Source organism: Sphingomonas sp. GW822-FHT03G08 (assembly GCF_058801135.1).
The window spans coordinates 2853356-2876362 of sequence record NZ_JBXAMZ010000001.1 but is presented as its reverse complement, the minus strand read 5'-3'; the positions used below and the strand labels follow the sequence as shown (position 1 = coordinate 2876362).

Genomic DNA, 23007 nt, shown 5'->3' with positions numbered 1-23007 from the left:
GCGGGCGCACGATAGCCGTGACCCTTGCCAAGTCCAGCGACGAATTAACCGCCTCCGTTTCGGAGGGAAATGCACCATTGCCCTTGATCGTTCCGAGGGCGGCACGGCTAAATTCCCCGTCCGAATCGGAGGGGGATACTGCGCCGGTGGGGGAAGGGCTGCTCATTGCGATCGATGCGGTCGCGCGTGAGACGACATTGTTCGCTGCGCTATGGTTCGTGGTGGGCGGCCTCGATGACCTGCTCGTCGACCTGATCTATCTCGCGCAGCGCCTGCGGGGACCCCCGGCGAGGCTTCCCGCGCTGGGCGGGCCGGTGCCACCGGGGCGGATCGTGGTTTTCGTGCCGGCCTGGGATGAAGCGGCAGTGATCGGGGCGATGCTGCGGGCGGCGCTCGCGCGCTTCGATCATCCCGATTACCGGATCTATGTCGGCGCCTATCCCAATGATCCGGCGACGATCGCGGCAGTCGCCGGCGTCGCGCTCGAGGATGCGCGCATCCGGCTGGTGATCGGCCCGCGGCCGGGGGGGACGACCAAGGCGGATTGCCTCAACACCCTGTGGCGGGCCCTGCTGCGGGACGAGGAAGCCGAGGGTTTCACCGCCAGCGCGATCGTGCTCCACGATGCCGAGGATGTCGTCCATCCACTCGAGTTGCGCGCCTATGCGCATGGGCTGATCGCGCATGCCGCCGTGCAGCTGCCCGTGCTGCCGCTGGCGCACGCCCATTCGCGCTTCTTCGCCGGGCATTACCTGGACGAATTCGCGGAAGCCCATGGCCGGGCGCTGGTCGTGCGGCAGACCGTGGGTGCGGGCCTGCCCTTTGCCGGGGTGGGCTGCGCGATCCGGCGCGACATGCTGGCGCGGCTGGCGGATCTGCGCGGTGGCGGGCCGTTCGATGCCGAGAGCCTGGTCGAGGATTACGAGCTCGGCCTCACCCTCGCGGCGATGGGCGCGCCGGCGCATCTGCTCCGGATCGCCGAGGCACCGGGCGGTCCGCTGGTTGCGGTGCGGGCCTATTTCCCGGCCACGCTCGATGCGGCCGTGCGCCAGAAGTCGCGCTGGATGATCGGGATCGCCCTGGCCGGCTGGGACCGCACCGGCTGGGGCGGCTGGCGCCAGATCGGCGACAACTGGATGCGGATGCGCGACCGGCGGGCAACGCTGGAAATACCGGTACTGGCGCTCGCCTATCTCTCGATCCTAGGCTGGGCAGCCTCGCTTGGCGGGCATCTGCTGGCGGGCACCACGCCGGTTACGCCTTCCGTGCTGATGCAGGCGGTTCTGTGGGTGAACCTCGCGCTGCTGGTCTGGCGGCTTGCGGTACGCGCCGCCTTTGTCCGGCGGGCCTATGGCTGGTGCGAGGCGCTGTGGTCGATGCCACGGGTGCTGACGAGCAACGCGGTCGCGTTGCTCGCGGCACGGCGGGCGCTGTTCGCCTATGTGCGGATGCTGCGCGGGGCACCGCCGCGCTGGGACAAGACCGCGCACCAGTTTCCCGATCTCGCCCCGGCCAGCGGCGGATGAACGGCCGGGGCCGGCCGCTGCGCTTCCTGGCGATGGTAGCGGTCGCCTGGGTGGGCGCGCGCGTTGCGATCCTGTGGCCGCAGACCGGGTCCTTGCCGGCGGCGATCGAGGCGGCAATCCCGATCGCGCGTGCCGCCCCCGCCGGCGCTCCCATGGTACCCAAGCCGACCGCCCGGCATTTCGAGGTGTCGCTGCGTCCGGCAATAACAGCACCCCTGCCGGCATATCGCACGCCTCTGGGGGACGATAACCCCAGGGTGCAGCTCGCGCTGATGGCGCTTGCCCAATATGGCGAGGCCTATGCGGTCCCGCCGCCGCTCCTCACCCTGCCGGGCCGCTCCGTGGCAAGCGTCGCGGCCGCCCCCGAGCGCCTCGATCCTCTGCCCGATCGCTGGTCGCTGAGTGCGTGGATGGTAGCGCGCGGCGCGGGCGGCAGCGGCGCGGCCCCCGGCGGGCAGATCGGCGGCGGGCAGGCGGGTGCGCGGGTCGCGTGGCTGGTATCGCCGCGGCATCGCCTCGCTGCCTATGGCCGGATCACCACGCCTCTGTCCGGCAGCGGACGCGAAGCGGCGCTGGGTCTCGAATGGCAGCCGTCACGCGCGCCGGTGCGGCTGATCGCCGAACGTCGTTTCGGGCTCGAGGGCAATCCGGGCGGCACCGGGCTCGGCCTGATTACCGGCTTGGATACCGAATGGCGCGGCTTCCGGCTGGAAGCCTATGGCCAGGCCGGCGCGGTGCTGCGGCGGCGCGCCGATCCCTATGCCGATGGTGCCGCGCGCGGCACGCGAACGGTCGAGACGAGCGGGCCCGTGCGGCTGGGGCTGGGCGCCGGTGCCTGGGGCGCGGCGCAGCGCGATGCGCGGCGGCTCGATATTGGCCCCTCGGCGACGCTGGCCGTGCGCAACCTGCGGCTGGCGCTCGACTGGCGCCAGCGCGTGGCGGGCGAGGCAAGGCCGGGATCCGGTCTCGCGCTCACCTTGGGTGCCGACTTCTGAGGCTTACTTCCCCTGGGCGCGCCAGCGCCGGATCGTGCGCTCGAGGATCTGCTCCTCGCCGCCGGTATCGCGCCACAGTTCGGAGAACAGCGGATCGTCCGAAGCCGGGCGCTTGTTGTCCTCGAGGCTGTCGAACAGCAGGCGGATCGGCGTCGCGACGCCTTCGCCCACCGCGATGCATTCCCGATTCCGGAGCGCCGGGATCGAATCGAGGAAACCGCGCGCGCCTTCGGGCATCGCCGCTTTCACAAAGGCCTGGTCGCGCTCGTTGTTCAGGCGCATCGACAGGATCGTGCCGCACTGGGAAAGCACGCCTTCGGCCAGGTCCGACGGGCGCTGGGTGATCAGGCCCAGCGACACGCCATATTTACGGCCTTCCTTGGCGATACGGCTGAGGATGCGGCCGACCGAGGAGCCATCGGCATTGCGCTCGTTGGGGACATAGCGGTGCGCTTCCTCGCAGACGAGCAGGATCGGCCGCTTGCTCTCGCCGCGCGACCAGATCGCGAAGTCGAAGACCATCCGGCTGAGCACCGCGACCACCACCGACGTGATTTCGCTCGGCACGCCCGACACGTCGATGATCGAGATCGGCTTGCCGTCGCCCGGCAGGCGGAAGACGCGCGCCAGGAAGCTCGCCATCGTGTCCGCCACCAGCATGCCCGAGAACATGAAGGCGTAGCGCGGGTCGCCCTTGATCTCGTCGATCTTGGAGCGGATGCGCAGGAACGGCGCCGTGTCGGTCGCCTTGTCCATCTTGCCCATCTCGAGCTGCAGGATCTGGGTCAGGTCGCTCAGCAGATAGGGGATCGGCGCATCGACGGTGAGCTTGCCGATCTCGGCGGCCAGCCGGTTCTTCTGCTTGGCGGCGAGCACGCACTTGGCAAGGATGTCCGCGTCCATCTGCCGGTCGGAGCCGGAGCTGGTCAGGAACACTTCGCAATGCTCCTCGAAGTTCATCAGCCAGTACGGCATCTGCAGGTTGCTGACGTCGTAGAGCGCGCCGGTGGCCTTGAACGCGCTGGCATATTCGCCGTGCGGATCGACCATCACGACATGGCCCTGCGGCGCGAGCTCGCAGATGCGGTGGAGGATCAACGCGGCCGCGGTCGACTTGCCGGTACCGGTCGAGCCGAGCAGCGCGAAATGCTTGCCGAGCATCGAATCGACATAGAGCGCGGCGCGGATATCCTTGGTCGGATAGACATTGCCGATCTCGATATGGGCACGGTCCTCGGCGGCGTAGATCTGCTTAAGGTCGGCGGTCGAGACCGGGAAGACGGGTGCGCCCGGGGTCGGGTAGCGCGTCACGCCGCGGCGGAACTTGTAGAGCTTGCCGGTCAGCCGCTCCTCGTCCCCCTCGCCGAGGAAGTCGATATAGGCGGCGATGTGGTCGCCCTGCAGCTTGAGCGAGCGGACGTTCGCGATCAGCCAGGTCGCGCTGACACGCACCTTCACCTGGCTGCCGACCTGGCCGGCATTGGCGACGGTGGGATCGGGATTGCCTTCGAGCGCGTGCAGCGCTTCGGGATCGATCAGCACCTGGCTCGACGAGCCGGCGATCTCGAGCACCGCGCCGATCGGCTCGACCGGCGCCCGCGAGGGCATGCCCTCGGAAGATGAAACCGACGCCGCGCCATCGAACCCGCGCGCGCCAAACTGGCCGTCCATTCGGCTGCTCCCCGTTACCGCTCCCAACTATGCGCGCGGGGAGGTAAATATTGGGTGAGTCCCGAAGCTTTCAGAAGCGTTTCCACACCGCCCCGGCGCCCCAGCCGAACAGGATGGAGAGGGCGACGGCGACGATGCCGTAGAGCACCGAATAGTGATCTGCCGAATGGGCGACGAAGCGCTCGAAGCCGGATTTGCGGATTTCGATGGGGCGCACCGCGGCGGCGAGCACGCGGCCGTCGCGAATCAGGAAGGTCTCGGCGGTGAACTTGCCGATCGGCACGCGCGCCGGGATCTTGAGCCGGGCGCGGTAGAGCACGCCGTCGGTGATCTCCACCGCACCGGGCGCCTGGTAATAGAGGCCGGCCCGCGCGCGCAGGTCCTCCAGTCCCTTGTCGAAGCGCGTCTGGACTTCGGGGGCGGCGCTGGATGCCGGGGAGAGCTGCAGGCTCTCGACGCCGAGTTCGTAGATCGCGCGCGTGCGCTCATCGACGATCCTGTCGATCGGCCGCGACGAGGCGATGGCGTAGAAGCTCGGGGCCGAACGATAGCGCATGCGTTCGGCATTCACCCAGATGCCGGCCACCTTTTCCTTCTCGCGCACCTGCACCGATTGGGTGGGACCCTTCACCACCACGACGATGTCGGCCGGCTTCTCGTCCTGCCCCGGCGCGCGGCCGCCGGGATAGAGGATCGCACCGAACAGCAGCAGCTCGGCACCGGTGAACGAATAGGCGATCTCGATATCGCGCTGCGAAACATCGGGCACCAGCCTGGGCTTGGCCTGGCCCATCAGCAGCGGCGCGAGTGCCAGGAGGAGCAATCGCCTCACAGCAGCTCGACCGAGTAGATCTCGTCCGGCTGCCAGGCGAGGCCGAGCAGCATGCGGATCGCCACCAGCAGCACGATCACCGCAAGGATGAAGCGCAGATATTCGGGCTTCACCGCCAGCGCGAAGCGCGCACCCATCTGCGCGCCGATCACCGAGCCGAGGAGGAGCAGGGCGGCGAGGACGATGTCCACCGCCTTGGTGGTGGTCGCGTGGACCATGGTCGCCGCGGCGGTGACGAACAGGATCTGGAACAGCGAGGTACCGACCACGACCTGGGTGCCCATGCCGAGCAGGTAGAGCATCGCCGGCACCAGGATGAATCCGCCGCCGACGCCGAGCAGCACGGTAAGGATGCCGGTGAAGAAGCCGAGCAGCAGCGGCGCGAGCGGCGAGATGTAGAGGCCGGAGGAATAGAAGCGCCAGCGCAGGGGGAGCATCGCGACGAGCGGATGGTGGCGGCGCTTGCGCGCGCGCGGCGGCCGGGCGCCGCGCGTCACCCGGATCGCCTGCACCGATTCGTGCAGCATCAACCCGCCGATCGAGCCGAGCATCAGCACATAGAGTATGCCGATCACCACATCGATCTGGCCGCTTTTCTGGAGCAGGGTGAACAGCCCCGCGCCGGCGATGCTGCCGATCACGCCGCCCACCACCAGCACCGCGCCCATATGCACGTCCACCCCGCCGCGCCGGAAATGGGCGAGCACGCCCGAGACGCTGGCACCGGTCACCTGGCTCGCGGCAGAGGCGGCAGCGACGGTGGGCGGAATACCGTAGAAGATCAGCAGCGGCGTGGTCAGGAATCCGCCGCCCACGCCGAACATGCCCGAAAGCAGCCCGACACCGAAGCCGAGCGCGACGATGACCAGCGCATTGACCGACAGGTTGGCGATCGGGAGGTAGAGATCCATTGTGCGCCAGCGATACCGCGTTTGCGGTGCAGTGCAAAAGCCATCTCGATCCGCGTCCGGAGGATCGGCGCGGTTGCAATGTAGGATTTCGCCTGCTTGGCTCGCGCTGCCGGGCCGCCACCCGGCCGCTCCTTCAACCTGTAGGGAAAATAGGATCACGCGCGCGCAACAATGTTACGGGATGCGGCGCGTTTCCGTCGGGAAGGTCAAAATTCCGGCGGCTAAAACCCGCTCTTGGCCTGTACTTCGTGTACTTTCGCGAGTTTTCCCGGATCCGCTGTTGGAACGCGCGGGACGCCGGCATTGGCCGGACGCCGGCGCCTCCTCAGTCTTCGGCGTCCTTCACCGCGCCATGCCCCACGGGCACCGCGAGCAGGCGGCCGAGCTGTGCCTTGAACTCGCCAAGGTCGCCGCCGGTGAGTTGCTGGGTCGAGGTGAACGACACCGAGCGCGGGTTCACCGCCACGCCGTTGCGATAGAGCTCGTAATGGAGGTGCGGGCCGGTCGACAGGCCGGTATTGCCCACCGCGCCGATCCGCTGGCCGCGGCGGACACGCTCGCCATTGCGGACATAGATGCGGCTCAGATGGCCATAGCCGGTGCCATAGCCATTGCCGTGGCCGATCTTGATGAAGTTGCCATAGCCGCTGCTGCGCCCGGCAACCTGGACGACGCCGTCGCTCGCGGCGAACACCGGCGAGCCCCAGGGTGCGGCGATGTCCACGCCCTTGTGCATGCGGGTATAGCCCAGGATCGGGTGGCGGCGCATGCCGAAGCCCGAGGAGAAGCGGCCATTGGCCGGCATCGCCATCGCGCCGGTCGAGTTGCCCTTGCCGGCGCCGTCGAACCAGCTGGTCTTGCCGCCCTGCTCGAACGGCGCGAGCTGCACCTTGCTGGCGCAGCCGTTCACGCCGGCATACATCAGGCTGCCGAGCTGGACCTCGCCGGTCGCGGCGCGGGCCTGGCCGACGATGATGTCGAACTTGCAGTCCGAACCGAGCCGCGACACCGCGGTGCGCGTCGCCAGCGTCTTGATATAGCTCTCCACCGCCTTGGCCGGGGCGCCGGCGGCGCGGGCCGAGCGATAGAGCGACGAGCCGATCGTGCCCTGGATGCGCAGCGGCGTGCGGTCGATCGCGATCGGGATCTGCTTGAGGCTGAGCGCGCCACCGTTGCGGGCGACTTCGATCGCCAGGTCGAAGCGCGCGCGCATCGCCAGCTTCTCGAGCGGGCGCGGCTGCGACTTGTCGGTGCGGCGGCCCAGCGTCAGGTCGAGCATCGTGCCGGGTTGCAGGTCGCCGCTGGCCACCGCCTTGGTGACGAGCTGCTCGACCATGTTGGCGTCGGTCTTGCCCACGCCGGAGCGCAGCAGCGAGCCGAGCAGCGAGCCGGTATATTTGGTGTCGAGCTCGATGATCGGGCGTTCGGGCGTATCGGTCAGCGGGGCGACCAGCCCGGTCGCGGCCATGCGCGTGCCGGTGGTCGAGCCCATGCCTAGCGGCTTGATCGCCTGGGCCTGGGTCGCCTCGAACTCCGCGCCGGAGACCGGGGCGGGGACCGAACCGTAGATCGGGTTCTCGAAGCCGGGGGCCAGCAGCAGCGTCGCGGTGATCAGGGCGACGCAGGTCGCGGCGCCGCGATACCAGGTCAGCGAGCCGATGCGCGAGCCGAGATCGGGGGCGAATTCGAAGTCGGCGAGCTTCTCGCTCAACCGTGCTGCGAAGCCATGTGCGGGTGCCTTGGCAAGCGCGGATGCGCCGCCGCCGGTCAGGCCCTCTCCATGGTCACTACGCAGGTACAAGGCGTAACGCCCCCCAAAAGGTCGTCGATGTCGTGCCGTAAACCCCCGGCTACCGACGAAATCAGTGTGCAAGGCAGGACTTAAAGTCAAATTAAGTACCCTGTTGGGGGCCGCATCGTGCGGCGAGCTGTGGCGCCGCGCGGATGAAGCGAGGCATTCACTATAATCGCCAGTGTTTCCAACATGGTTAAGGCGATTCGCAAACTCGGGGGAGTTGCTTAAGGGGCGACTCGGAACGATCTTGGGGGCCGCAATGAGTCGTTTCGCGCGTTCTCCGATCACTGCCGTGCTGGGCCCCACCAACACCGGCAAGACGCATCTCGCAGTCGAGCGGATGGCGGGTCATGCCAGCGGCATGATCGGCTTCCCGCTGCGCCTGCTCGCCCGCGAAGTCTATGATCGCGTTGTGAAAATGAAGGGCAGCGATGCCGAGGTGGCGCTGATCACCGGCGAGGAGAAGATCTGCCCGCCCAAGGCGCGCTGGTTCCTGTGCACGGCGGAATCGATGCCGCTGGAGCGCGAGGTGGCGTTCGTCGGGCTGGACGAGGCGCAGCTCGGCGCCGACCCCGAGCGCGGCCATGTCTTCACCGATCGGCTGCTGCGCGCCCGCGGCTTTGCGGAAACCATGATCCTCGGCTCGGACAGCCTGAAACCGATGCTCAAGGCGCTGGTGCCCGATGCCGAGATTATCGGCCGGCCGCGCTTCTCGACGCTCAGCTATGCCGGCGCCAAGAAGCTGTCGCGCCTCCCCCGGCGCAGCGCGATCGTCGCGTTCAGCGCCGAGGAAGTCTATGCGGTGGCCGAGGCGCTGCGCCGCCTGCGCGGCGGTGCGGCGGTGGTGATGGGAGCCTTGTCCCCCCGCACCCGCAACGCCCAGGTCGCGATGTTCCAGGCGGGCGAAGTCGACTATCTCGTCGCCACCGATGCGATCGGCATGGGGCTCAACATGGACGTCCACCATGTCGCCTTCGCCTCGCTCACCAAGTTCGACGGCCGCCGCCAGCGCCGGCTGACCGTGGCGGAGATGGCGCAGATCGCCGGGCGCGCGGGGCGCCACCAGCGCGACGGTACCTTCGGCGCACTCCACGACGACGGCCCCAATGCCTTCACTCCCGAGGAAGTGCTCGCGATCGAGGCGCACCGGGTGCCGCCGCTCGAGAAGCTGTTCTGGCGCCAGGGCGAGCCCGACTTCGCCAGCGTCGAGGCGCTGATCGCCAGCCTCGAGGCGAAACCGACCAGCGAAGTGCTGCGCGCCGCGCCCGAAGCGGTGGACCTGGCCGTGCTCAAGCGGCTGTCCGAAGAGGATTGGGTGCGCCAGCGGGTGCGCGCGCCGGCGATGGTCAGGCGGCTCTGGGCGGCCTGCGGCCTGCCCGATTTCCGCAAGCTCGGTGCCGAGCCGCACAGCCGCTTCGTCGGCCGGTTGTTCGGGCATCTGTCCGAGGGGCGCGGCCATGTCCCGCACCAGTGGTTCGCCGACGAGATCCAGCGGCTCGACAATATGGGCGGCGATGTCGAAACGCTGGCGGGGCGCATCGCGGCGGCGCGGAGTTGGGCCTATATCGCCCACCGCGCCGACTGGCTGGAGGATCCGATCCACTGGGCCGAGCGCACCCGCGCGGTGGAGGAGAAGCTCTCGGATGCGCTCCATGCCAGCCTCACCCAGCGCTTTGTCGACAAGCGCACCACGGTGCTGCTCCGCCAGATCGGCGCCGATGCCTCGAACCTGCCGGTGACGATCGGGCCAGAGGGCGAAGTGAGCGTCGAGGAGCATGCGCTGGGCACGCTCACCGGCTTCCGCTTCACTGTCGCGCCCGAGGCGCGGGCGGCCGACAAGCGCATGCTGCTCGCGGCGGCGGAGAAACGGCTGGGCGGCGAGTTCAGGAAGCGTGGCGCGGCGCTGGCCGAGGCGGAGGATGGCGCAATCACGCTCGCCGGTTCGGTGCTTGCCTGGAGCGGCGTCGGGGTGGCGACGCTGGAGCCCGGTGCCAATATCGCCCGACCGCGCATCCGGCTCGACCGTTCGCTTGATGTGCTCGACCCGCAAGCAAGGGCCGCCGTTCAGGCACGCCTCGATCGCTGGTTCGCGGAGCAGATCGGCAAGCGCCTGACCGTGCTCGGCAAGCTCGACGAAGTCACGCGCGATCCGCAGGCCGGCTCGCCGCTCCGCGCCCTCGCCAATGCGCTGCTGGAGGCTGGCGGCCTGCTCCCGCGCCGTGCCGCGGCTCAGCTGGTGGAGGCGCTCGATCCGCCGGCGCGCCAGCGGCTGCGCAAGATCGGCGTCACGATCGGCACGCTCGACATCTTCGCGCCGGCCCTGCTCAAGCCCGGCTCGGCCGCCCGGCGCCGCGAGCTGATGGGCCTGGCCGATGCCCCACGCGACGGCGCGGCGGTGCTGCCGCGCACCGCGCCCGGCGCCGATCTCGTCCATGGCTATCGCCCGCTCGGCGCCCAGGCCGTCCGCGTCGATCTGGTCGAGCGCATCGCCCGTGCCGCGCATGACAGCCGCAAGGGGCGCAAGCCCTTCGCGCCCGATCCGGCGCTTGCCACGTCGATGGGCCTCACTGCGGAAACGCTCGGCCGGCTGATGGCGCAGCTCGGCTTCCGGACGGCGCGTGGTCCGGAAGGCGAGCCGCAGCGCTGGATCTGGCAGGGGCTGGTCGCACCGCCCAAGCCCAAGGCGCCGCCGCGCGACAACGCCTTTGCCGTGCTCGCGGAGCTCAAGCATGGCTGATGCGGGCACCATGCGGGTCGATCGCTTCCTGTGGTGGGCGCGCCTCGCCGGCACCCGCTCGGCGGCACAGGCGATCGCCGAGAAGGGCACGCTGCGCATCGACGGGCGTCGGATCGAGCGCAGCTCCGCCTGTGTGCGTGTCGGCTGCGTCATCGCCTTTCCGCTCTACGGCAAGGTGCGTGTCGTCCGGGTGGAGCAACTGCCCTCCCGGCGCGGCCCGCCAGCGGAAGGGCGCGCCTGCTATCAGGACCTCAGTGTCGCTGCGAACGTCTCGCAGGAAGCGCCATATGATTGACGCAGCGAAACCACAGGCATAGCAGGACCGGCAGTTTTCCGTTCCAAGGGGCCGTTTCCATGACCTATGTCGTCACCGACAATTGCATCCGGTGCAAGTACATGGATTGTGTCGAGGTGTGTCCGGTCGATTGCTTCTACGAGGGCGAGAACATGCTCGTCATCAATCCGAACGAGTGCATTGATTGCGGCGTCTGCGAGCCCGAGTGCCCGGCCGAGGCGATCCTGCCCGATACCGAGAACGGCCTCGAGAAGTGGCTTGAGCTGAACCGGACCTATTCCGAATCCTGGCCGAACATCACGCAGAAGGGCGATGTGCCCGCCGATGCGGATGCGATGAAGGACGTGCCGGACAAGTTCGAGCAGTTCTTCTCGGCGGAGCCCGGTTCGGGCAGCTAGGCTTACCCGATTTGGCGGCCCCGGCCGCCAAATCCTCAGAAATCTGCGAGAAATCGCATTTTTGCGCAGACAAACGGTGACGTTTGGCTGGTAATTTTATTGCAAGCGTGTTAAATGGGGCGCGACGGAGGAAGACTCACCTCCGCCCGGAGAAGCAAAGAGAAGTCGCCCCGATCTGCCTGCCCTGCATTCGCCGGGGTGGACGCCGAGCCCGTCGGGGCCGGTTATCACGAAAGGTTCCTCGCACATGGCTGCTAAGGCGCTGTCCTTCGATGTCGGCGATTATGTCGTTTACCCCAAGCACGGCGTTGGCCGTGTAATCGAGCTCCAGAAGTCTGAAATCGCGGGCATGCAGCTCGAGCTCTATGTCCTGCGTTTCGAAAAAGAGAAGATGACCCTGCGCGTCCCGACCAACAAGGCGGAGAGCGTGGGCATGCGCAAGCTTTCGAGCGACAAGACGCTCAAGGAAGCGCTCGACACGCTCAAGGGCAAGCCCAAGGTGAAGCGCACCATGTGGTCGCGCCGCGCCCAGGAATATGAAGCGAAGATCAATTCGGGCGACCTGGTGTCGATCGCCGAAGTGGTCCGCGACCTGTTCCGCGCCGACGACCAGCCCGAGCAGAGCTATTCGGAACGTCAGATCTTCGAAGCGGCCGCAAGCCGCCTCGCCCGCGAGCTCGCGGCGATGGAAGAGATCGACGAGCCGGCCGCGCTCGAGAAGATCCTGGATATCCTGCGCAAGGCCGCGGCTATCCACAACAAGGACAAGGTTCCGGCCTGATCGCTTTCAGGCATTGAACCATGGAGAGGGGCGGCCTTGAAAACCGCCCCTTTTCCTTGTCTGATCGATAGTGTATTGGTTGTGCAATACACATGGTTTCGGGAGGAAGTTTCGATGCGTGCAGCCCTGATCGCCCTGGCCCTGTTGCCGCTCACCGGCACCGCCGCCTGCCACGCCAGCTGGGAGAAGGACGGCAAGGAAGGGCATGATACCAAGCCGAGCGGGGTGATCGCCAAGCGCAGCTACGATGCGAGCGGCTTCACCAAGATCGAGCTGCGCGGCCCCGACGATATCGACGTGACCAATGGCGCGCAGTTCGCCGTCTCGGCCGAAGGCGACACCGCGGCGCTCGACCAGCTTGTGGTCCGGGTCGAGAACGGCACGCTGCTCGTCTCGCGCAAGGACCGGCACGGGTTCTCGTGGGGCAATCACGAGGATCATGGCGTGAAGGTGCGCGTCACCCTGCCCAGCCTCACGGCCGTGAACCTCACCGGCACCGGCGACATCAAGATCGACAAGGCGGAAGGCGATTTCCACGGCGCGATCACCGGCACCGGTGATATCGACATCGCCGCGCTCGCTGCCACCGATACGGACCTCTCGATCACCGGTACCGGCAACATCACCGTTGCGGGAAGCGGCAACCGGCTGAATGCCTCGATCCGCGGCACCGGCGACATCGACGCAGCGAAATTCGCAGCAAAGAGCGCCAGCATCTCGATCCTCGGGCCGGGCAGCCTGAAGGGCAATGTCAGTGGCGGCGCATCGATTTCGATCGCGGGCCCTGGCGATGTGGATCTGACCGGCGGCGCCAAATGCGCGATCAGCGCGACCGGTCCGGGCGAGGCGCATTGCTCCTGAGCTTGCCTCGGCGTTGAACCCGCGCGAGGGTGGGGCCATGCACCGGCTCGCCCTCGCTCCAATGCTGCTCCTGCTCGGCGCCACCGCGCCGGGCGACGAGCGGGTCGTCATGGTCACCGGCTTCGATCGGCTCCGCGTGGACGGCCCGTTCGCGGTGGAGGTGGTGCCGGGGTCGGCCGGCGTGACGATCAGCGGCGACCGCGCGGCGATCGACGCGGTCGGCGTCCGCGTCCAGGCGGGCACGCTGATCCTAAACTCCGGCCTGAACAGCTGGGAATCGACAGCCGGCAAGCTGGCCGGCGGCGCGCGGATCCGCGTGACCGTGCCGGGGCTGCGCGTGGTGCAGACCAATGGCGGCACGCAATTGCGGATCGCCGAGATGCGCGGCGACCGGCTCGACGTGTCGCAGAATGGCGACGGGCGGATCGAGCTCGCCGCCGTCGATGCGCAGGATATCGGCGTGACGCTCGCCGGTTCGGGGACGATCACGCTGGCCGGCACCGCGCTGCACACCCGGGTGCGGCTCTATGGCGCGAGCAATCTCGATGCGACCGGCTTCACCACGGCGGATGCCCAGCTCATCTCGGGCAGCAGTGGGATGCTGGCGATGAACGTGCGCTACAATGCCCGGATCAACGCGACGTCGAGCGGTGTGGTGCGCGTGCTAGGCAACGCCAAATGCACGGTGATCGGCCAGGGGCCTGTGGAATGCGCCGACCTGGAGCCGACCCGGGTCGACTAGGCGGCGAGCGGGAAGCGCAGCAGCCGGTCCTCCAGTGCGATCAGCGCCTGGGCCTTGCTGCCCACCGCGCGGACGATCTCGGGATGATGCGCGTCGAGGCCGCCGGTCAGCGCGCCGAATGCCGGCAGGATCAACTTGGTCGCGGAAGCCACGAAGCAGCGCCGCGCCACCTGCCGGCCGCGTACCCGAAGGCGCAGCTTGGGATGGAAATGGCCGGAAAGCTCGGGCCGGGGATCGCCCGGCTCGGCTTCGTGGCGCAGCACCAGCCCGTCCACCACGGCTTCCTCGAGGATCGTGCCGCCAAAAGGGTCGATCAGCAGGCTATCGTGATTGCCGGTGATCCAGCGCCAGTCGAGCCGGGTGGTCAGGTCGGTCAGCAGCGCGCGGGCATCGGCGGGCAGCCGCTCGCAGCCTTCCGAATCATGGAAACTGTCGCCCAGGCACCAGAGCTCGCGCGCCCGGGTGCGCTCGGCCAGCGCCGCCACCGCGTGGAGCGTCGCGATCGAATCATAGGGCGGCAGCATCTGCCCGCGCGTCGCGAACCAGCTCCCCTTCTCGAAATGCAGGTCGGCCACCAGCAGCGCCTCGCGCGCCGGCCAGTAGAGCGCGCCCTCGGGCAGCGCCATCAGGTCATGGCCGGCGAACGAAAGGGGAACCATGGCTCCGCTATCGATCCTCGCGGCCGCGCCGTCAACAGCGCAGCATCGGCACCTTGCGGCCCTGATAGGTGATCGTGCCGTGATCCTTGTCGGCGCGCTCGATCGTGTAGCTGCGGGTCTCGGGCGGGTTCACCTTCTCGGCGCCGTCGCTTGCCGCGCTGTCGTAGCGCTCGCGGATCGTCTCCGTCACGGTGTTGCCGGCCAGCGCCCAGCCGCCCATCTCGCCGCTATTGTCGAGGCTGCCGTCCGCCGCATAGTGGGCGATGAAGTCGCTGGCGCAGCTGCTCTCGAACGACCAGCTGCCGACCAGCCAGTCGTGCAGCGGCGCATCCGCGGTGGCGACCTTGAGTGCGGCCGGTGTCGATGCCGGGGCATCATGCGCCTCGGCTTTCTGCACCGGTTTGGCCGCATCGGGCTGGCACGCCGTCAGCGCCGCGCCGCCAAGCATCATCGCGATGATATGAACCCCTGTCCGCATCGCCCGAATCTAGCCCAGCCGGCCGATTCGGGCCAGCGGGATCAGGCCGGCACCTTTGCCATTTCGCCGATCTTCGCGAGGATGCGCACCCAGGAGCGGATGCCCTTGTGGAAGCTCTTGAGGTCGTATTTCTCGTTGGGCGAATGGATATTGTCGTCGGTCAGCGCGAAGCCGACCAGCACTGTGTCCATGCCGAGGATCTTCGAGATCGACGTGACCACCGGGATGCCGCCGCCGCAGCCGATCAGCGCGGCCTTGCCCCATTCGGCATCGAGCGCCGCGCGGGTGGCTTCCAGCGGCGGGCTGTCGCTGGAAACGCTGACGGCCGGGCTGCCCGGGCCGCGGCCGGTGAACTCGACCGCGCAATCGGCGGGCAGGCGCGAGCGGACATGTTCCTCGAACGATGCCCAGACCTTGGTCGGGTCCTGGTTGCCGGTCAGGCGGAAGCTCACCTTTGCGTGCGCTTCGGCCGGGATCACCGTCTTGAAGCCCTCGCCGGTATAGCCGCCCCAGATGCCGTTGACCTCGGCGGTCGGGCGCGACCAGATCTGCTCGAGCACGTCATGGCCCTTCTCGCCGGCCGGCACGCTCAGGCCGATCTCACCGAGGAACTCGGCCGGATCGAAGCCCAGCGCGTCCCAGCTCCGGCGCACGGCGGGATCGAGCTCGGGCACGCCGTCATAGAAGCCGTCCAGCGTCACCCGGCCATCGGCATCCTTCATCTCGCCCAGGATCGTGCAGAGCAGCTGGATCGGATTGCGCGCCGCGCCGCCATAGAGGCCCGAATGGAGATCGCGCGATGCCGCACGGATCGTCACCTGGCCGGCGGCCATGCCGCGCAGGCCGATGGTGAGGCCCGGCGTCTCGGTATCCCACATCAGCGTGTCGCAGATCAGCGCGAAGTCCGCCTTCAGCTCTTCGGCATTGGCGTGGAGGAAGGGTTCGAGGCTCTTCGAACCCGATTCTTCCTCGCCCTCGAACAGGATCGTCACCTTGCAGGGCAGGCGGCCTTCGGTTTCCTTCCAGGCGCGGCATGCCTCGACAAAGGTGCGCAGCTGGCCCTTGTCGTCCGACGCGCCGCGGCCGACGATCTGCTTCGCGCCATCGGCTCGCGTCTCGATCACCGGATCGAACGGATCGCGCCGCCACAGCTCGATCGGATCGACCGGCTGCACATCGTAATGGCCATAGAACAGGATGTGCGGCCCATCGCCGTCATGATGTGCGACGACCATGGGATGCCCGGGCGTCGGCGCGACACGGGCGGTGAAACCCAGGTCGTTCAGCTCGTCGGACAGCAGCCGCGCGGCATGCTGGCATTGCTCGGCATAGGCCGGATCGGTCGAGACCGAGGGGACGCGCATCAGCGCGAAAAGGCGGTCCAGGGCGTCATCGATATGTGCCTCGACATAGTCGAGCGGCTTGGTGGAGTCGGTCATGGGGCAGCGCTACGCCTGTGGACGAAACGGGGCAAGCCGCTCAGGACGCGCCTTCGTCCGCAGCGGTGTCGGTCTCGGGAAGGGGCTCGTCCTCCATCGGTGCCGTCCAGGAGCCACGGCGTGGCGTGATCACCGGGCCCGGTTCGGGCAAGGCGGCCTGCTCTTCGGCGACAACAGGCTCGGGATCGATCCGCCCGGCACGCTGATAGTCGATCGGTTCGGCCGGTCGGGCAATCGTCAGCGGGCGCGGCGGATAGGGATTCTCTGGATAGGCCGGCGCCGGACTGGCGGCCGAATAATAGCCGTCGCGCACCGGAGCGGCGGCGATATCGCCTTGCGCCGGCGGCAGCGTCTGCTTGTAGAATTCGAATGCGCCGCTCTGGGCAAAGCTGGCCAGGCCCATACCCGCCAGTCCGCCGCCGATCACGGCGATCCCGGCAAATGCGATCATCCCTTTCTGCAACGTCGTCGCCATATGTGCCTCCGCACGGCAGAACCCGTAGCGGTAGGCGCCTGTTCCGTGCGTGCGCTGCACTTCACCATCCGATTGATGTGATTAATTGAGCCCAAAAGGCTTGCCCCGCGCTGCCGTGCCATGCTGAACAGGCCTCCTGTAGCTCGCATAAAGGTAGTTCCCCGATGATCCGCGTCCTGATGCTTGCCCTGGCACTGTCGATTCCAGCGACGCTTCCCGCCGCTTCCCGGGAAGCGGCTGATCAGCAGGGTGCCGTGCTGCTGCGCGAGTTCATCTATGAGAGCGCGCCCTATCCCCAGAGCCATGCCTCGACGATCGTCCAGACCCGGGATGGCGCGATCGCCGCCGCCTGGTTCGGCGGCACGCATGAGCGCAATCCGGATGTGGAAATCTGGTTTGCCCGACGTGGCGCGAAGGGGTGGGAGACGCCGAAATCGGTCGCCAATGGCATCCAGCCGGACGGCACGCGCCTGCCGACCTGGAACCCGGTCCTGTTCCAGGATCCGGCGGGGCCGCTGCATCTCTACTACAAGCTGGGCCCGAGCCCGCAGACATGGTGGGGCATGGTCGTCACCTCCACCGATGGCGGGCGGAGCTGGGGCAAGCCGCGGCGGCTGGCGGATGGCATCCTCGGCCCGATCAAGAACAAGCCGGTGGTGCTGAAGAGCGGTGCCTGGCTTTCGCCGTCGAGCACCGAGGATGGCACCAGCTGGGCGTGGAAGCTGCACTTCGAGCGCAGCGAGGACGCCGGCAGGAGCTGGACGGCAACTGCACCGGTTCCCGTCGATTCCGAGGCGGGTTTCGATGCCATCCAGCCCAGCATCCTGTTCCTGCCCGATGGCAAGCTGGAGGCGATCGCCCGCACCCGCCAGGGCGTGCTGGCGGCAACCCAGTCGGCCGATGACGGCAAGAGCTGGGGCAAGCTGTTCGCGGTCGACCTCCCCAACCCCAATTCGGGGACCGATGCGGTTACGCTGCAGGACGGGCGCCAGCTGATCGTCTACAATCACTCCGCCCATCGGCCCGAGACGCCCGGCAAGGGCAAGCGCTACCCGCTCAACATCGCGATATCGCGCGACGGCGTGCACTGGAGCCCGGCATTGACGCTGGAAACCGAGCCGCTGCCCGATGGCTATGCCTATCCGGCGGTGATCCAGTCGGCCGACGGGCTAGTGCACATCACCTATACCTGGAACCGGCGGCGGATTCGCCACGTCGTGGTCGATCCAGCGCGCCTGACGGGCTAACGACGGAAGGAGTCAGTTCTCGGAGAAAATGGCGCACCCGACAGGATTCGAACCTGTGGCCTCTGCCTTCGGAGGGCAGCGCTCTATCCAGCTGAGCTACGGGTGCCTGGAACAGGGCGCCTAGCAAAGCCTTTGCGGCGGCGCCAGCCCCTCAATGCGCGGGTGCCGTCTTCGGCTTCCTTGGCGCGGTGGTCTTGGGCTTGTAGGGACAAAGGTCCTCGACGACGCAGCGCCAGCATTCGGGGGTGCGTGCCTTGCAGGTGTAGCGGCCGTGCAGGATAAGCCAGTGATGCGCGTGCAGGCGAAAAGGCTGGGGAACCACCTTCTCCAGCTTCTTCTCCACCGCGAGCACCGTTTTGCCCGGCGCAAGCCTGGTCCGGTTGCCGACGCGGAAGATATGCGTGTCGACGGCGAAGGTCTCCGCGCCGAACGCCGTGTTCATCACCACATTCGCGGTCTTGCGGCCGACGCCCGGAAGCGCCTCCAGCGCATCGCGGTCCGCCGGCACCGTGCCGCCGTGATCGCGGATCAGCGCTTCGGACAGGGCGATGACGTTCTTCGCCTTGGTGTTGAACAGCCCGATCGTCTTGATGTGCTGCTTGAGGCCATCCTCGCCGAGCGCGACCATCTTGTCCGGCGTATCGACTTCGCGGAACAGCGCGCGCGTCGCCTTGTTCACCCCGGCATCGGTCGCCTGGGCCGAGAGCACCACCGCGACCAGCAGCGTGAAGTCGTTGACATATTCGAGCTCGGTCTCGGGATGCGGATTGTCCGCGGCGAGGCGCGAGAAGAACTCGAAGACGTCTTCGCGCTTCACCCGCCCAGCACCTGGTCCATCGAATAGCGGCCGGCGGGCTTGCCGGCGAGCCACAGCGCCGCCTTCACCGCGCCACGTGCGAAGATCGCGCGGTCGTCCGCACGGTGCGTGAGCTCGATCCGCTCGCCCTGGGTGGCGAACACCACGCTGTGATCGCCCACCACCGAACCACCACGCAGGCTCGCCAGCCCGATCGTGCCCGAGGCGCGGGCGCCCACCGTGCCGGCGCGATCGGTGACTTCGGCTTCGGCCAGCGTCGTACCCATGCCCGCCGCCGCAGCTTTGCCGAGCATCAGCGCGGTGCCCGAGGGCGCATCGACCTTGTGGCGATGATGCATCTCGACGATCTCGATGTCCCAGTCGGGCCCGAGTTGCGCCGCCGCCTCGCGCACCAGCCGCTGGAGCAGGCCGATGCCGAGCGAGGTGTTGCCGGTCTGGAGCACCGCGATGTCCCTGGCGGCTTCATCGATCAGCGCGTGATGCTGGGGCGAGAGGCCGGTAGTCCCCACCACGATCGGCTTGCCCGCCGCGCGCGCGGCGGCGAGATGTGCTTCGAGCGCCTGGGGGGCGGAGAAGTCGATCAGCACGTCCGCTCGCGCCGCGATCGCCGCGGGATCGTCCTGCGCATCGGCACCGCCGGCGACCTTCGCGTTCAGTTCCGGCGCCACCGCCGCGATCGCCTGCCCCATCCGGCCGAGGCTGCCGTAAATGCCGATGCTGGTCATGCCCGTCCCTCTGGCACAGGCTGGCCCTGAGCGCGATGGATTATTGCGCGCCTTCGTCCGGCTTTTTCGGCTTCCTGCCGAGCGGGATGGTGGCGGTGACCATCACCGATGGCACGATGACGCCCGGCCCGACCGGGCGGGATACTGCTTCGACCGTACCCTTGCCGCCGCCCGGCAGGCGGAAGTCCGGGCGTAGCGGCTTCTCCGCCCAGCGCGCCTCATCGAGTGTGGGGAGGCGGCTGCCGTTGGCGTTGCCGCACACGATGATCGTATCGCCGCCCGGTCGGCAGGGGCGTTTCGGTACCATCGCGGCGGCGCCCGCATCATCGGGGCTGGGGAAGATCGGCGCGCGATCCTGCGCAGCGAAGGCGACGAGAAGGAGAGCTGCGAGCATGGGCGGAAGGTAAACCCCGATTTGCGGCGAGCTTGGGGCAAATGCACGGGATCGGAACAATCGGGCCGCGCGGCGGCGTTGCCGAATCGGGTTGGGGATGGGAGGATTTCCACATGATGGGACTTCCCGCAGCTTTGCTCCTCCTGGCGCCGTCGCCGGCTCCCGCTCCCGCAGACTATATCGCTGGTATCCCCGCGATCTTCGCTACTATCGGCCATTCCGAATGGTGTCCCGCCGGCAATGTCCAGGTCGATCTGCGCACGGGAGATTACACGCTCACCCCGCGGGCGGCGCGCGCAGTGTGCCGCGATCCGAAGCTGGTGCGTCCGATCGAGCATGGCCAGGTCGATGCGGCGCGCCTTTCGGCCATCCGCGAAGCCTATGGCCGCGCGCAGGAAGAGGGCCTTGATGCCTGCCGCGCCGGCAAGCGTGGCGATATCATCGTCAGCAATGGCGGCACGCCGATCATGGTGCTGACCAGTGGCGCCGGCACATGGGCGGTGCCGCAGGACTATGGCTGCTGGAGCTCCGCTGCCATTGCGTTGCACCGCGCGCTCGACGAGACGTTCAAGGCATCGCACCAGCGCTGAGCCGGTAGCGGCCAGGGCACTTCGCTCCTATCCTGCCGTCATGCGTGACATCCAGAACATCGTCATTCTCACCGGCGCCGGGCTTTCGGCGGAGAGCGGGATCGCCACTTTCCGAGGCCCTGGCGGGCTATGGGAAGGGCATCGGGTGGAGGATGTCTGCACACCGGAGGCGCTCGCGCACGATCCCGAGCTGGTCCATCGCTTCTACGATGCGCGGCGGGCCAAGCTTGCCGAGGTCGCGCCCAATCCGGCGCATGTCGCGCTGGCCCGGCTCGATGCGGAGTGGCCCGGGCAGCTGCTGATCGTCACCCAGAATGTCGACGATCTGCACGAGCGCGCCGGCGCCAACCGGATGCTCCACATGCATGGCGAGCTGAAGTCGGCGCTGTGCGCGGCGTGCGGGGACAATGTGGAGTGGGAAGACAGCCTGCCGCCCGGCACCGAATGCCCCAATTGCGGCACGCCGGCGCTTCGGCCCGACATCGTCTTCTTCGGAGAGATGCCCTATCACATGGACGTGATCGAGGCGGCGCTGGCGGATGCGGACCTGTTCGTCTCGATCGGCACGTCGGGCGCGGTCTATCCGGCGGCAGGGTTTGTCCAGACGGCGCGCTATCACGGGGCGCAGACACTGGAACTCAACCTCGACCCGAGCGCCGGCAGTCACTGGTTCGGCGAAACGCGGCTGGGGCCGGCGGGTACGCTGGTGCCGGAATGGGTGGATGCGATGCTGGCCTGATCAGGCCGCCTCGCTGTCGCCCTTCTCGATGATGCCGGCACGGGTGCGGCGATCGACCGACAACTCGAACACGTCATGCCGCGCCTGGGCGCCATCGACGTCCATCGTCGCCAGGCCGCGGCCGACTTCGTCCAGGTCGATCTCGGCCATCAGGATCTCGGGTGCGGTGCCTGCCTGGGCGATCACCACGCCGTCGGGTGCGATGATCGCGCTGTGGCCGTGCTGGATCTGGCCATCGGGCAGCCGGTCGAGCAGCTTGCGCGCCGATCCGTCCCCACCTGCCTTCTCATAGCCGGCGACCAGTTCCTGCTTGTACTGGATGGTGCCCGCCGCCAGCACGAAGGCGCGGCCTTCAAAGGCATAATGGGCCGAGGCGAGCATCGCGATGTCGCCCACTTCGGGCCAGGCGGCGACGTGCACCGTCTCGCCTTCGTGATGCATTGCCGCGCGGGCGAGCGGCATCCAGTGCTCGGTGGAGGCGAGCTGGCCGATCCTGCCCCATTTCGCCTCGTGCAGACCCATGGTCGAGCCGTCGCCCTGGCCGAGCATCAGCTTCTCGGCCGGCGAGAGGATCAGCTTGCGATGGCGCAGCACCGGCGCCTTGGGGCGGAAGAGGAACTGGGTAGCGTAGAGGCTCTGGCGGACGCGCTCATAGCCGCCGATCGAGACGGCCACATCGGCGATGTCCACGGTCCATTGCAGCGGCTGGAAGCGCGGGTCCTCGCCGCGGACCGCCTGGTCGAGCAGCAGGCCGTGCAACTCGCGCGTGCCGGGATGGTCCCAGAGCCGCGCCGGGGCGACCTGATCGAGCCAGGCCGGATAGCCGCCGAGAAAGCCTTCGCCGAACGCGACGACGCGCGCACCCTTCTCGATCGCCTCGCGTGCTTTCGCGATAGCCCTGTCCAGCCCCGCGCCGATGGCGAAGGGAACCGGCGAATCCTGTACGATGGCGACCTTGAGCTTCTTCGTCACTCGACCCAGTCCAACCCGATCTCACGGTAAAGCGAACGGTCTTCCTGCCATTCCGGCCTTACTTTCACGTGAAGATAGAGATGAACCTTTACGCCCATGAGACGGGAGAGCTCCGCGCGGGCCCGGGCGCCGATTTCCTTGATCCGGGTGCCGCCCTTGCCGAGCACGATCGCGCGCTGGGTCTCGCGCTCGACCAGGATCTGCTGGTGGATCTCGACCGACCCGTCCTCGCGCTCCTTGTACTGCTCGGTTTCGATCGCGGAGGAATAGGGCAGCTCCTGGTGGAGCTGGAGATAGAGCTGCTCGCGGGTCACTTCGGCGGCGAGCATGCGGTCGGTGGCGTCGCTCACCTGGTCCTCGGGGAAGTGCCAGGGGCATTCGGGCATCGCGGCGGCGAGCGCTGCCTTCAGCTCGGGCACGCCGTCGCCGGTCTGGGCCGAGACGAAATAGGTCTCGTCGAACGGCAGCAGCTCGTTGAGCTTCGCCGCATGGCCGAGCAGGCGCGGCTTGTCGGCGACATCGACCTTGTTGAGGATCAGGATCTTGCGCTCGCGCCGGCCCTTCAGGCTCTCGATCACGGTCTGGACCTTGGGGCCGATGCCGCCCTTGCCATCGACGATCAGCGCGATCAGGTCCGCACCCTCGGCGCCTTCCCAGGCGGCGGCGACCATCGCCCGGTCGAGCCGGCGCTCGGGGGTGAAGATGCCCGGCGTGTCGACCAGGATCAGCTGCGTCGCCTCCTCGATCGCGATGCCCATCACCCGGGTGCGCGTGGTCTGCGCCTTGGGGCTGACGATCGCGACCTTCTGGCCGACCAGTGCGTTCACCAGCGTGGACTTGCCGGCGTTCGGCGCGCCGACGATCGCGATCAGGCCGCAGTGCTGGGTTTCGGGGGTATCAGTCATATCGTTTTCCAATGCGCCTGCAT

24 protein-coding genes and 1 tRNA gene are annotated in these 23007 nt (G+C 68.0%); 11 read left to right on the top strand and 14 right to left on the bottom strand.

Annotated features, from left to right (window positions below):
• The first annotated feature begins 146 nt into the window (after window positions 1-146).
• Both AC1RJ5_RS13275 and AC1RJ5_RS13270 read left to right on the top strand, forming a co-directional pair.
• The gene (locus AC1RJ5_RS13275; RefSeq protein ID WP_493113737.1) at window positions 147-1526 is read left to right on the top strand and encodes a glycosyl transferase family protein; all 1380 of its coding nucleotides are present in this window, start codon (window positions 147-149) and stop codon (window positions 1524-1526) included.
• Window positions 1523-2521 (top strand): hypothetical protein, encoded by a 999-nt coding sequence (locus tag AC1RJ5_RS13270; protein ID WP_493113735.1) that lies wholly within the window; start codon window positions 1523-1525, stop codon window positions 2519-2521. The genes AC1RJ5_RS13275 and AC1RJ5_RS13270 overlap by 4 nt, the downstream gene beginning before the upstream one ends.
• Before the next feature lie 3 nt (window positions 2522-2524).
• Here AC1RJ5_RS13270 and AC1RJ5_RS13265 read toward each other — a convergent pair whose 3' ends face one another.
• The 4 genes from AC1RJ5_RS13265 to AC1RJ5_RS13250 all read right to left on the bottom strand — a co-directional run bounded on the left by AC1RJ5_RS13265 (window position 2525) and on the right by AC1RJ5_RS13250 (window position 7736).
• Window positions 2525-4129 carry an ATP-binding protein gene (locus tag AC1RJ5_RS13265; protein WP_493114693.1) on the bottom strand — a complete coding sequence of 535 codons (1605 nt, stop codon included), beginning with the start codon at window positions 4127-4129 and terminating at the stop codon, window positions 2525-2527.
• A 133-nt stretch (window positions 4130-4262) separates the two neighbouring features.
• A complete protein-coding gene (locus tag AC1RJ5_RS13260; protein WP_493114691.1) occupies window positions 4263-4985 on the bottom strand; it encodes a TIGR02186 family protein in 723 nt (240 codons plus the stop codon).
• A 35-nt stretch (window positions 4986-5020) separates the two neighbouring features.
• Window positions 5021-5935: a sulfite exporter TauE/SafE family protein gene (locus AC1RJ5_RS13255; protein ID WP_269573474.1), complete on the bottom strand. Its 915-nt coding sequence runs from the start codon at window positions 5933-5935 to the stop codon at window positions 5021-5023.
• Window positions 5936-6260: 325 nt separating this feature from the next.
• Window positions 6261-7736 (bottom strand): M23 family metallopeptidase, encoded by a 1476-nt coding sequence (locus tag AC1RJ5_RS13250; protein WP_269573475.1) that lies wholly within the window; start codon window positions 7734-7736, stop codon window positions 6261-6263.
• Between the two features lie 253 nt (window positions 7737-7989).
• On the opposite strand from AC1RJ5_RS13250, the gene AC1RJ5_RS13245 reads away from it, so the two are divergent.
• The 6 genes from AC1RJ5_RS13245 to AC1RJ5_RS13220 all read left to right on the top strand — a co-directional run bounded on the left by AC1RJ5_RS13245 (window position 7990) and on the right by AC1RJ5_RS13220 (window position 13544).
• Window positions 7990-10467, top strand: a complete 2478-nt coding sequence (locus tag AC1RJ5_RS13245) for a helicase-related protein (RefSeq protein WP_493113732.1) — start codon at window positions 7990-7992, stop codon at window positions 10465-10467.
• Window positions 10460-10762: a S4 domain-containing protein gene (locus AC1RJ5_RS13240; protein ID WP_184162822.1), complete on the top strand. Its 303-nt coding sequence runs from the start codon at window positions 10460-10462 to the stop codon at window positions 10760-10762. The genes AC1RJ5_RS13245 and AC1RJ5_RS13240 overlap by 8 nt, the downstream gene beginning before the upstream one ends.
• A gap of 59 nt (window positions 10763-10821) precedes the next feature.
• Window positions 10822-11160 (top strand): ferredoxin FdxA, encoded by a 339-nt coding sequence (fdxA, locus tag AC1RJ5_RS13235; RefSeq protein WP_269573477.1) that lies wholly within the window; start codon window positions 10822-10824, stop codon window positions 11158-11160.
• 247 nt (window positions 11161-11407) lie between these two features.
• Window positions 11408-11941 carry a CarD family transcriptional regulator gene (locus AC1RJ5_RS13230; protein ID WP_269573478.1) on the top strand — a complete coding sequence of 178 codons (534 nt, stop codon included), beginning with the start codon at window positions 11408-11410 and terminating at the stop codon, window positions 11939-11941.
• A gap of 114 nt (window positions 11942-12055) precedes the next feature.
• A complete protein-coding gene (locus AC1RJ5_RS13225; RefSeq protein ID WP_493113729.1) occupies window positions 12056-12802 on the top strand; it encodes a head GIN domain-containing protein in 747 nt (248 codons plus the stop codon).
• A gap of 37 nt (window positions 12803-12839) precedes the next feature.
• Window positions 12840-13544, top strand: coding sequence for a GIN domain-containing protein (locus tag AC1RJ5_RS13220; protein ID WP_269573480.1), 705 nt, complete (start codon window positions 12840-12842; stop codon window positions 13542-13544).
• On the opposite strand, the gene pdeM is transcribed toward AC1RJ5_RS13220, so the two are convergent.
• The 4 genes from pdeM to AC1RJ5_RS13200 are packed head-to-tail and all read right to left on the bottom strand — an operon-like array spanning window position 13541 to window position 16595.
• Window positions 13541-14203: a ligase-associated DNA damage response endonuclease PdeM gene (gene pdeM, locus AC1RJ5_RS13215; protein WP_342249682.1), complete on the bottom strand. Its 663-nt coding sequence runs from the start codon at window positions 14201-14203 to the stop codon at window positions 13541-13543. The two genes, AC1RJ5_RS13220 and pdeM, sit on opposite strands and share 4 nt — an antisense overlap.
• Before the next feature lie 31 nt (window positions 14204-14234).
• Window positions 14235-14681: a hypothetical protein gene (locus AC1RJ5_RS13210; RefSeq protein WP_269573482.1), complete on the bottom strand. Its 447-nt coding sequence runs from the start codon at window positions 14679-14681 to the stop codon at window positions 14235-14237.
• A gap of 41 nt (window positions 14682-14722) precedes the next feature.
• Window positions 14723-16120, bottom strand: coding sequence for a M20/M25/M40 family metallo-hydrolase (locus tag AC1RJ5_RS13205; RefSeq protein WP_269573483.1), 1398 nt, complete (start codon window positions 16118-16120; stop codon window positions 14723-14725).
• A 40-nt stretch (window positions 16121-16160) separates the two neighbouring features.
• Window positions 16161-16595, bottom strand: a complete 435-nt coding sequence (locus AC1RJ5_RS13200; RefSeq protein ID WP_493113726.1) for a hypothetical protein — start codon at window positions 16593-16595, stop codon at window positions 16161-16163.
• Between the two features lie 164 nt (window positions 16596-16759).
• Here AC1RJ5_RS13200 and AC1RJ5_RS13195 point away from each other — a divergent pair, with 164 nt between their 5' ends.
• On the top strand, window positions 16760-17842 hold the full coding sequence (locus AC1RJ5_RS13195) for a sialidase family protein (protein ID WP_342249678.1): 1083 nt from the start codon (window positions 16760-16762) through the stop codon (window positions 17840-17842).
• 29 nt (window positions 17843-17871) lie between these two features.
• On the opposite strand, the gene AC1RJ5_RS13190 is transcribed toward AC1RJ5_RS13195, so the two are convergent.
• From AC1RJ5_RS13190 to AC1RJ5_RS13175, 4 genes are all read right to left on the bottom strand, one after another.
• A tRNA-Arg gene (locus AC1RJ5_RS13190) sits at window positions 17872-17948 on the bottom strand.
• Between the two features lie 45 nt (window positions 17949-17993).
• Window positions 17994-18659, bottom strand: coding sequence for an endonuclease III (nth, locus tag AC1RJ5_RS13185; protein WP_269573486.1), 666 nt, complete (start codon window positions 18657-18659; stop codon window positions 17994-17996).
• Entirely contained in the window at window positions 18656-19384 is a 729-nt protein-coding gene (gene dapB, locus AC1RJ5_RS13180; protein ID WP_269573487.1) for a 4-hydroxy-tetrahydrodipicolinate reductase, read from the bottom strand. The genes nth and dapB overlap by 4 nt, the downstream gene beginning before the upstream one ends.
• 40 nt (window positions 19385-19424) lie before the next feature.
• On the bottom strand, window positions 19425-19778 hold the full coding sequence (locus AC1RJ5_RS13175; RefSeq protein ID WP_342249648.1) for a hypothetical protein: 354 nt from the start codon (window positions 19776-19778) through the stop codon (window positions 19425-19427).
• 113 nt (window positions 19779-19891) lie between these two features.
• Here AC1RJ5_RS13175 and AC1RJ5_RS13170 point away from each other — a divergent pair, with 113 nt between their 5' ends.
• The gene (locus AC1RJ5_RS13170; protein ID WP_493113722.1) at window positions 19892-20368 is read left to right on the top strand and encodes a hypothetical protein; all 477 of its coding nucleotides are present in this window, start codon (window positions 19892-19894) and stop codon (window positions 20366-20368) included.
• 40 nt (window positions 20369-20408) lie between these two features.
• Window positions 20409-21107, top strand: coding sequence for an NAD-dependent deacylase (locus tag AC1RJ5_RS13165; protein WP_269573490.1), 699 nt, complete (start codon window positions 20409-20411; stop codon window positions 21105-21107).
• Here AC1RJ5_RS13165 and AC1RJ5_RS13160 read toward each other — a convergent pair whose 3' ends face one another.
• Both AC1RJ5_RS13160 and era read right to left on the bottom strand, forming a co-directional pair.
• Window positions 21108-22079: a nitrilase-related carbon-nitrogen hydrolase gene (locus AC1RJ5_RS13160; RefSeq protein ID WP_342249646.1), complete on the bottom strand. Its 972-nt coding sequence runs from the start codon at window positions 22077-22079 to the stop codon at window positions 21108-21110. It lies immediately after the preceding gene.
• Window positions 22076-22984, bottom strand: coding sequence for a GTPase Era (gene era / locus AC1RJ5_RS13155; RefSeq protein WP_269573492.1), 909 nt, complete (start codon window positions 22982-22984; stop codon window positions 22076-22078). Before era ends, AC1RJ5_RS13160 begins: the two co-directional genes overlap by 4 nt.
• Between the last annotated feature and the right edge of the window lie 23 nt (window positions 22985-23007).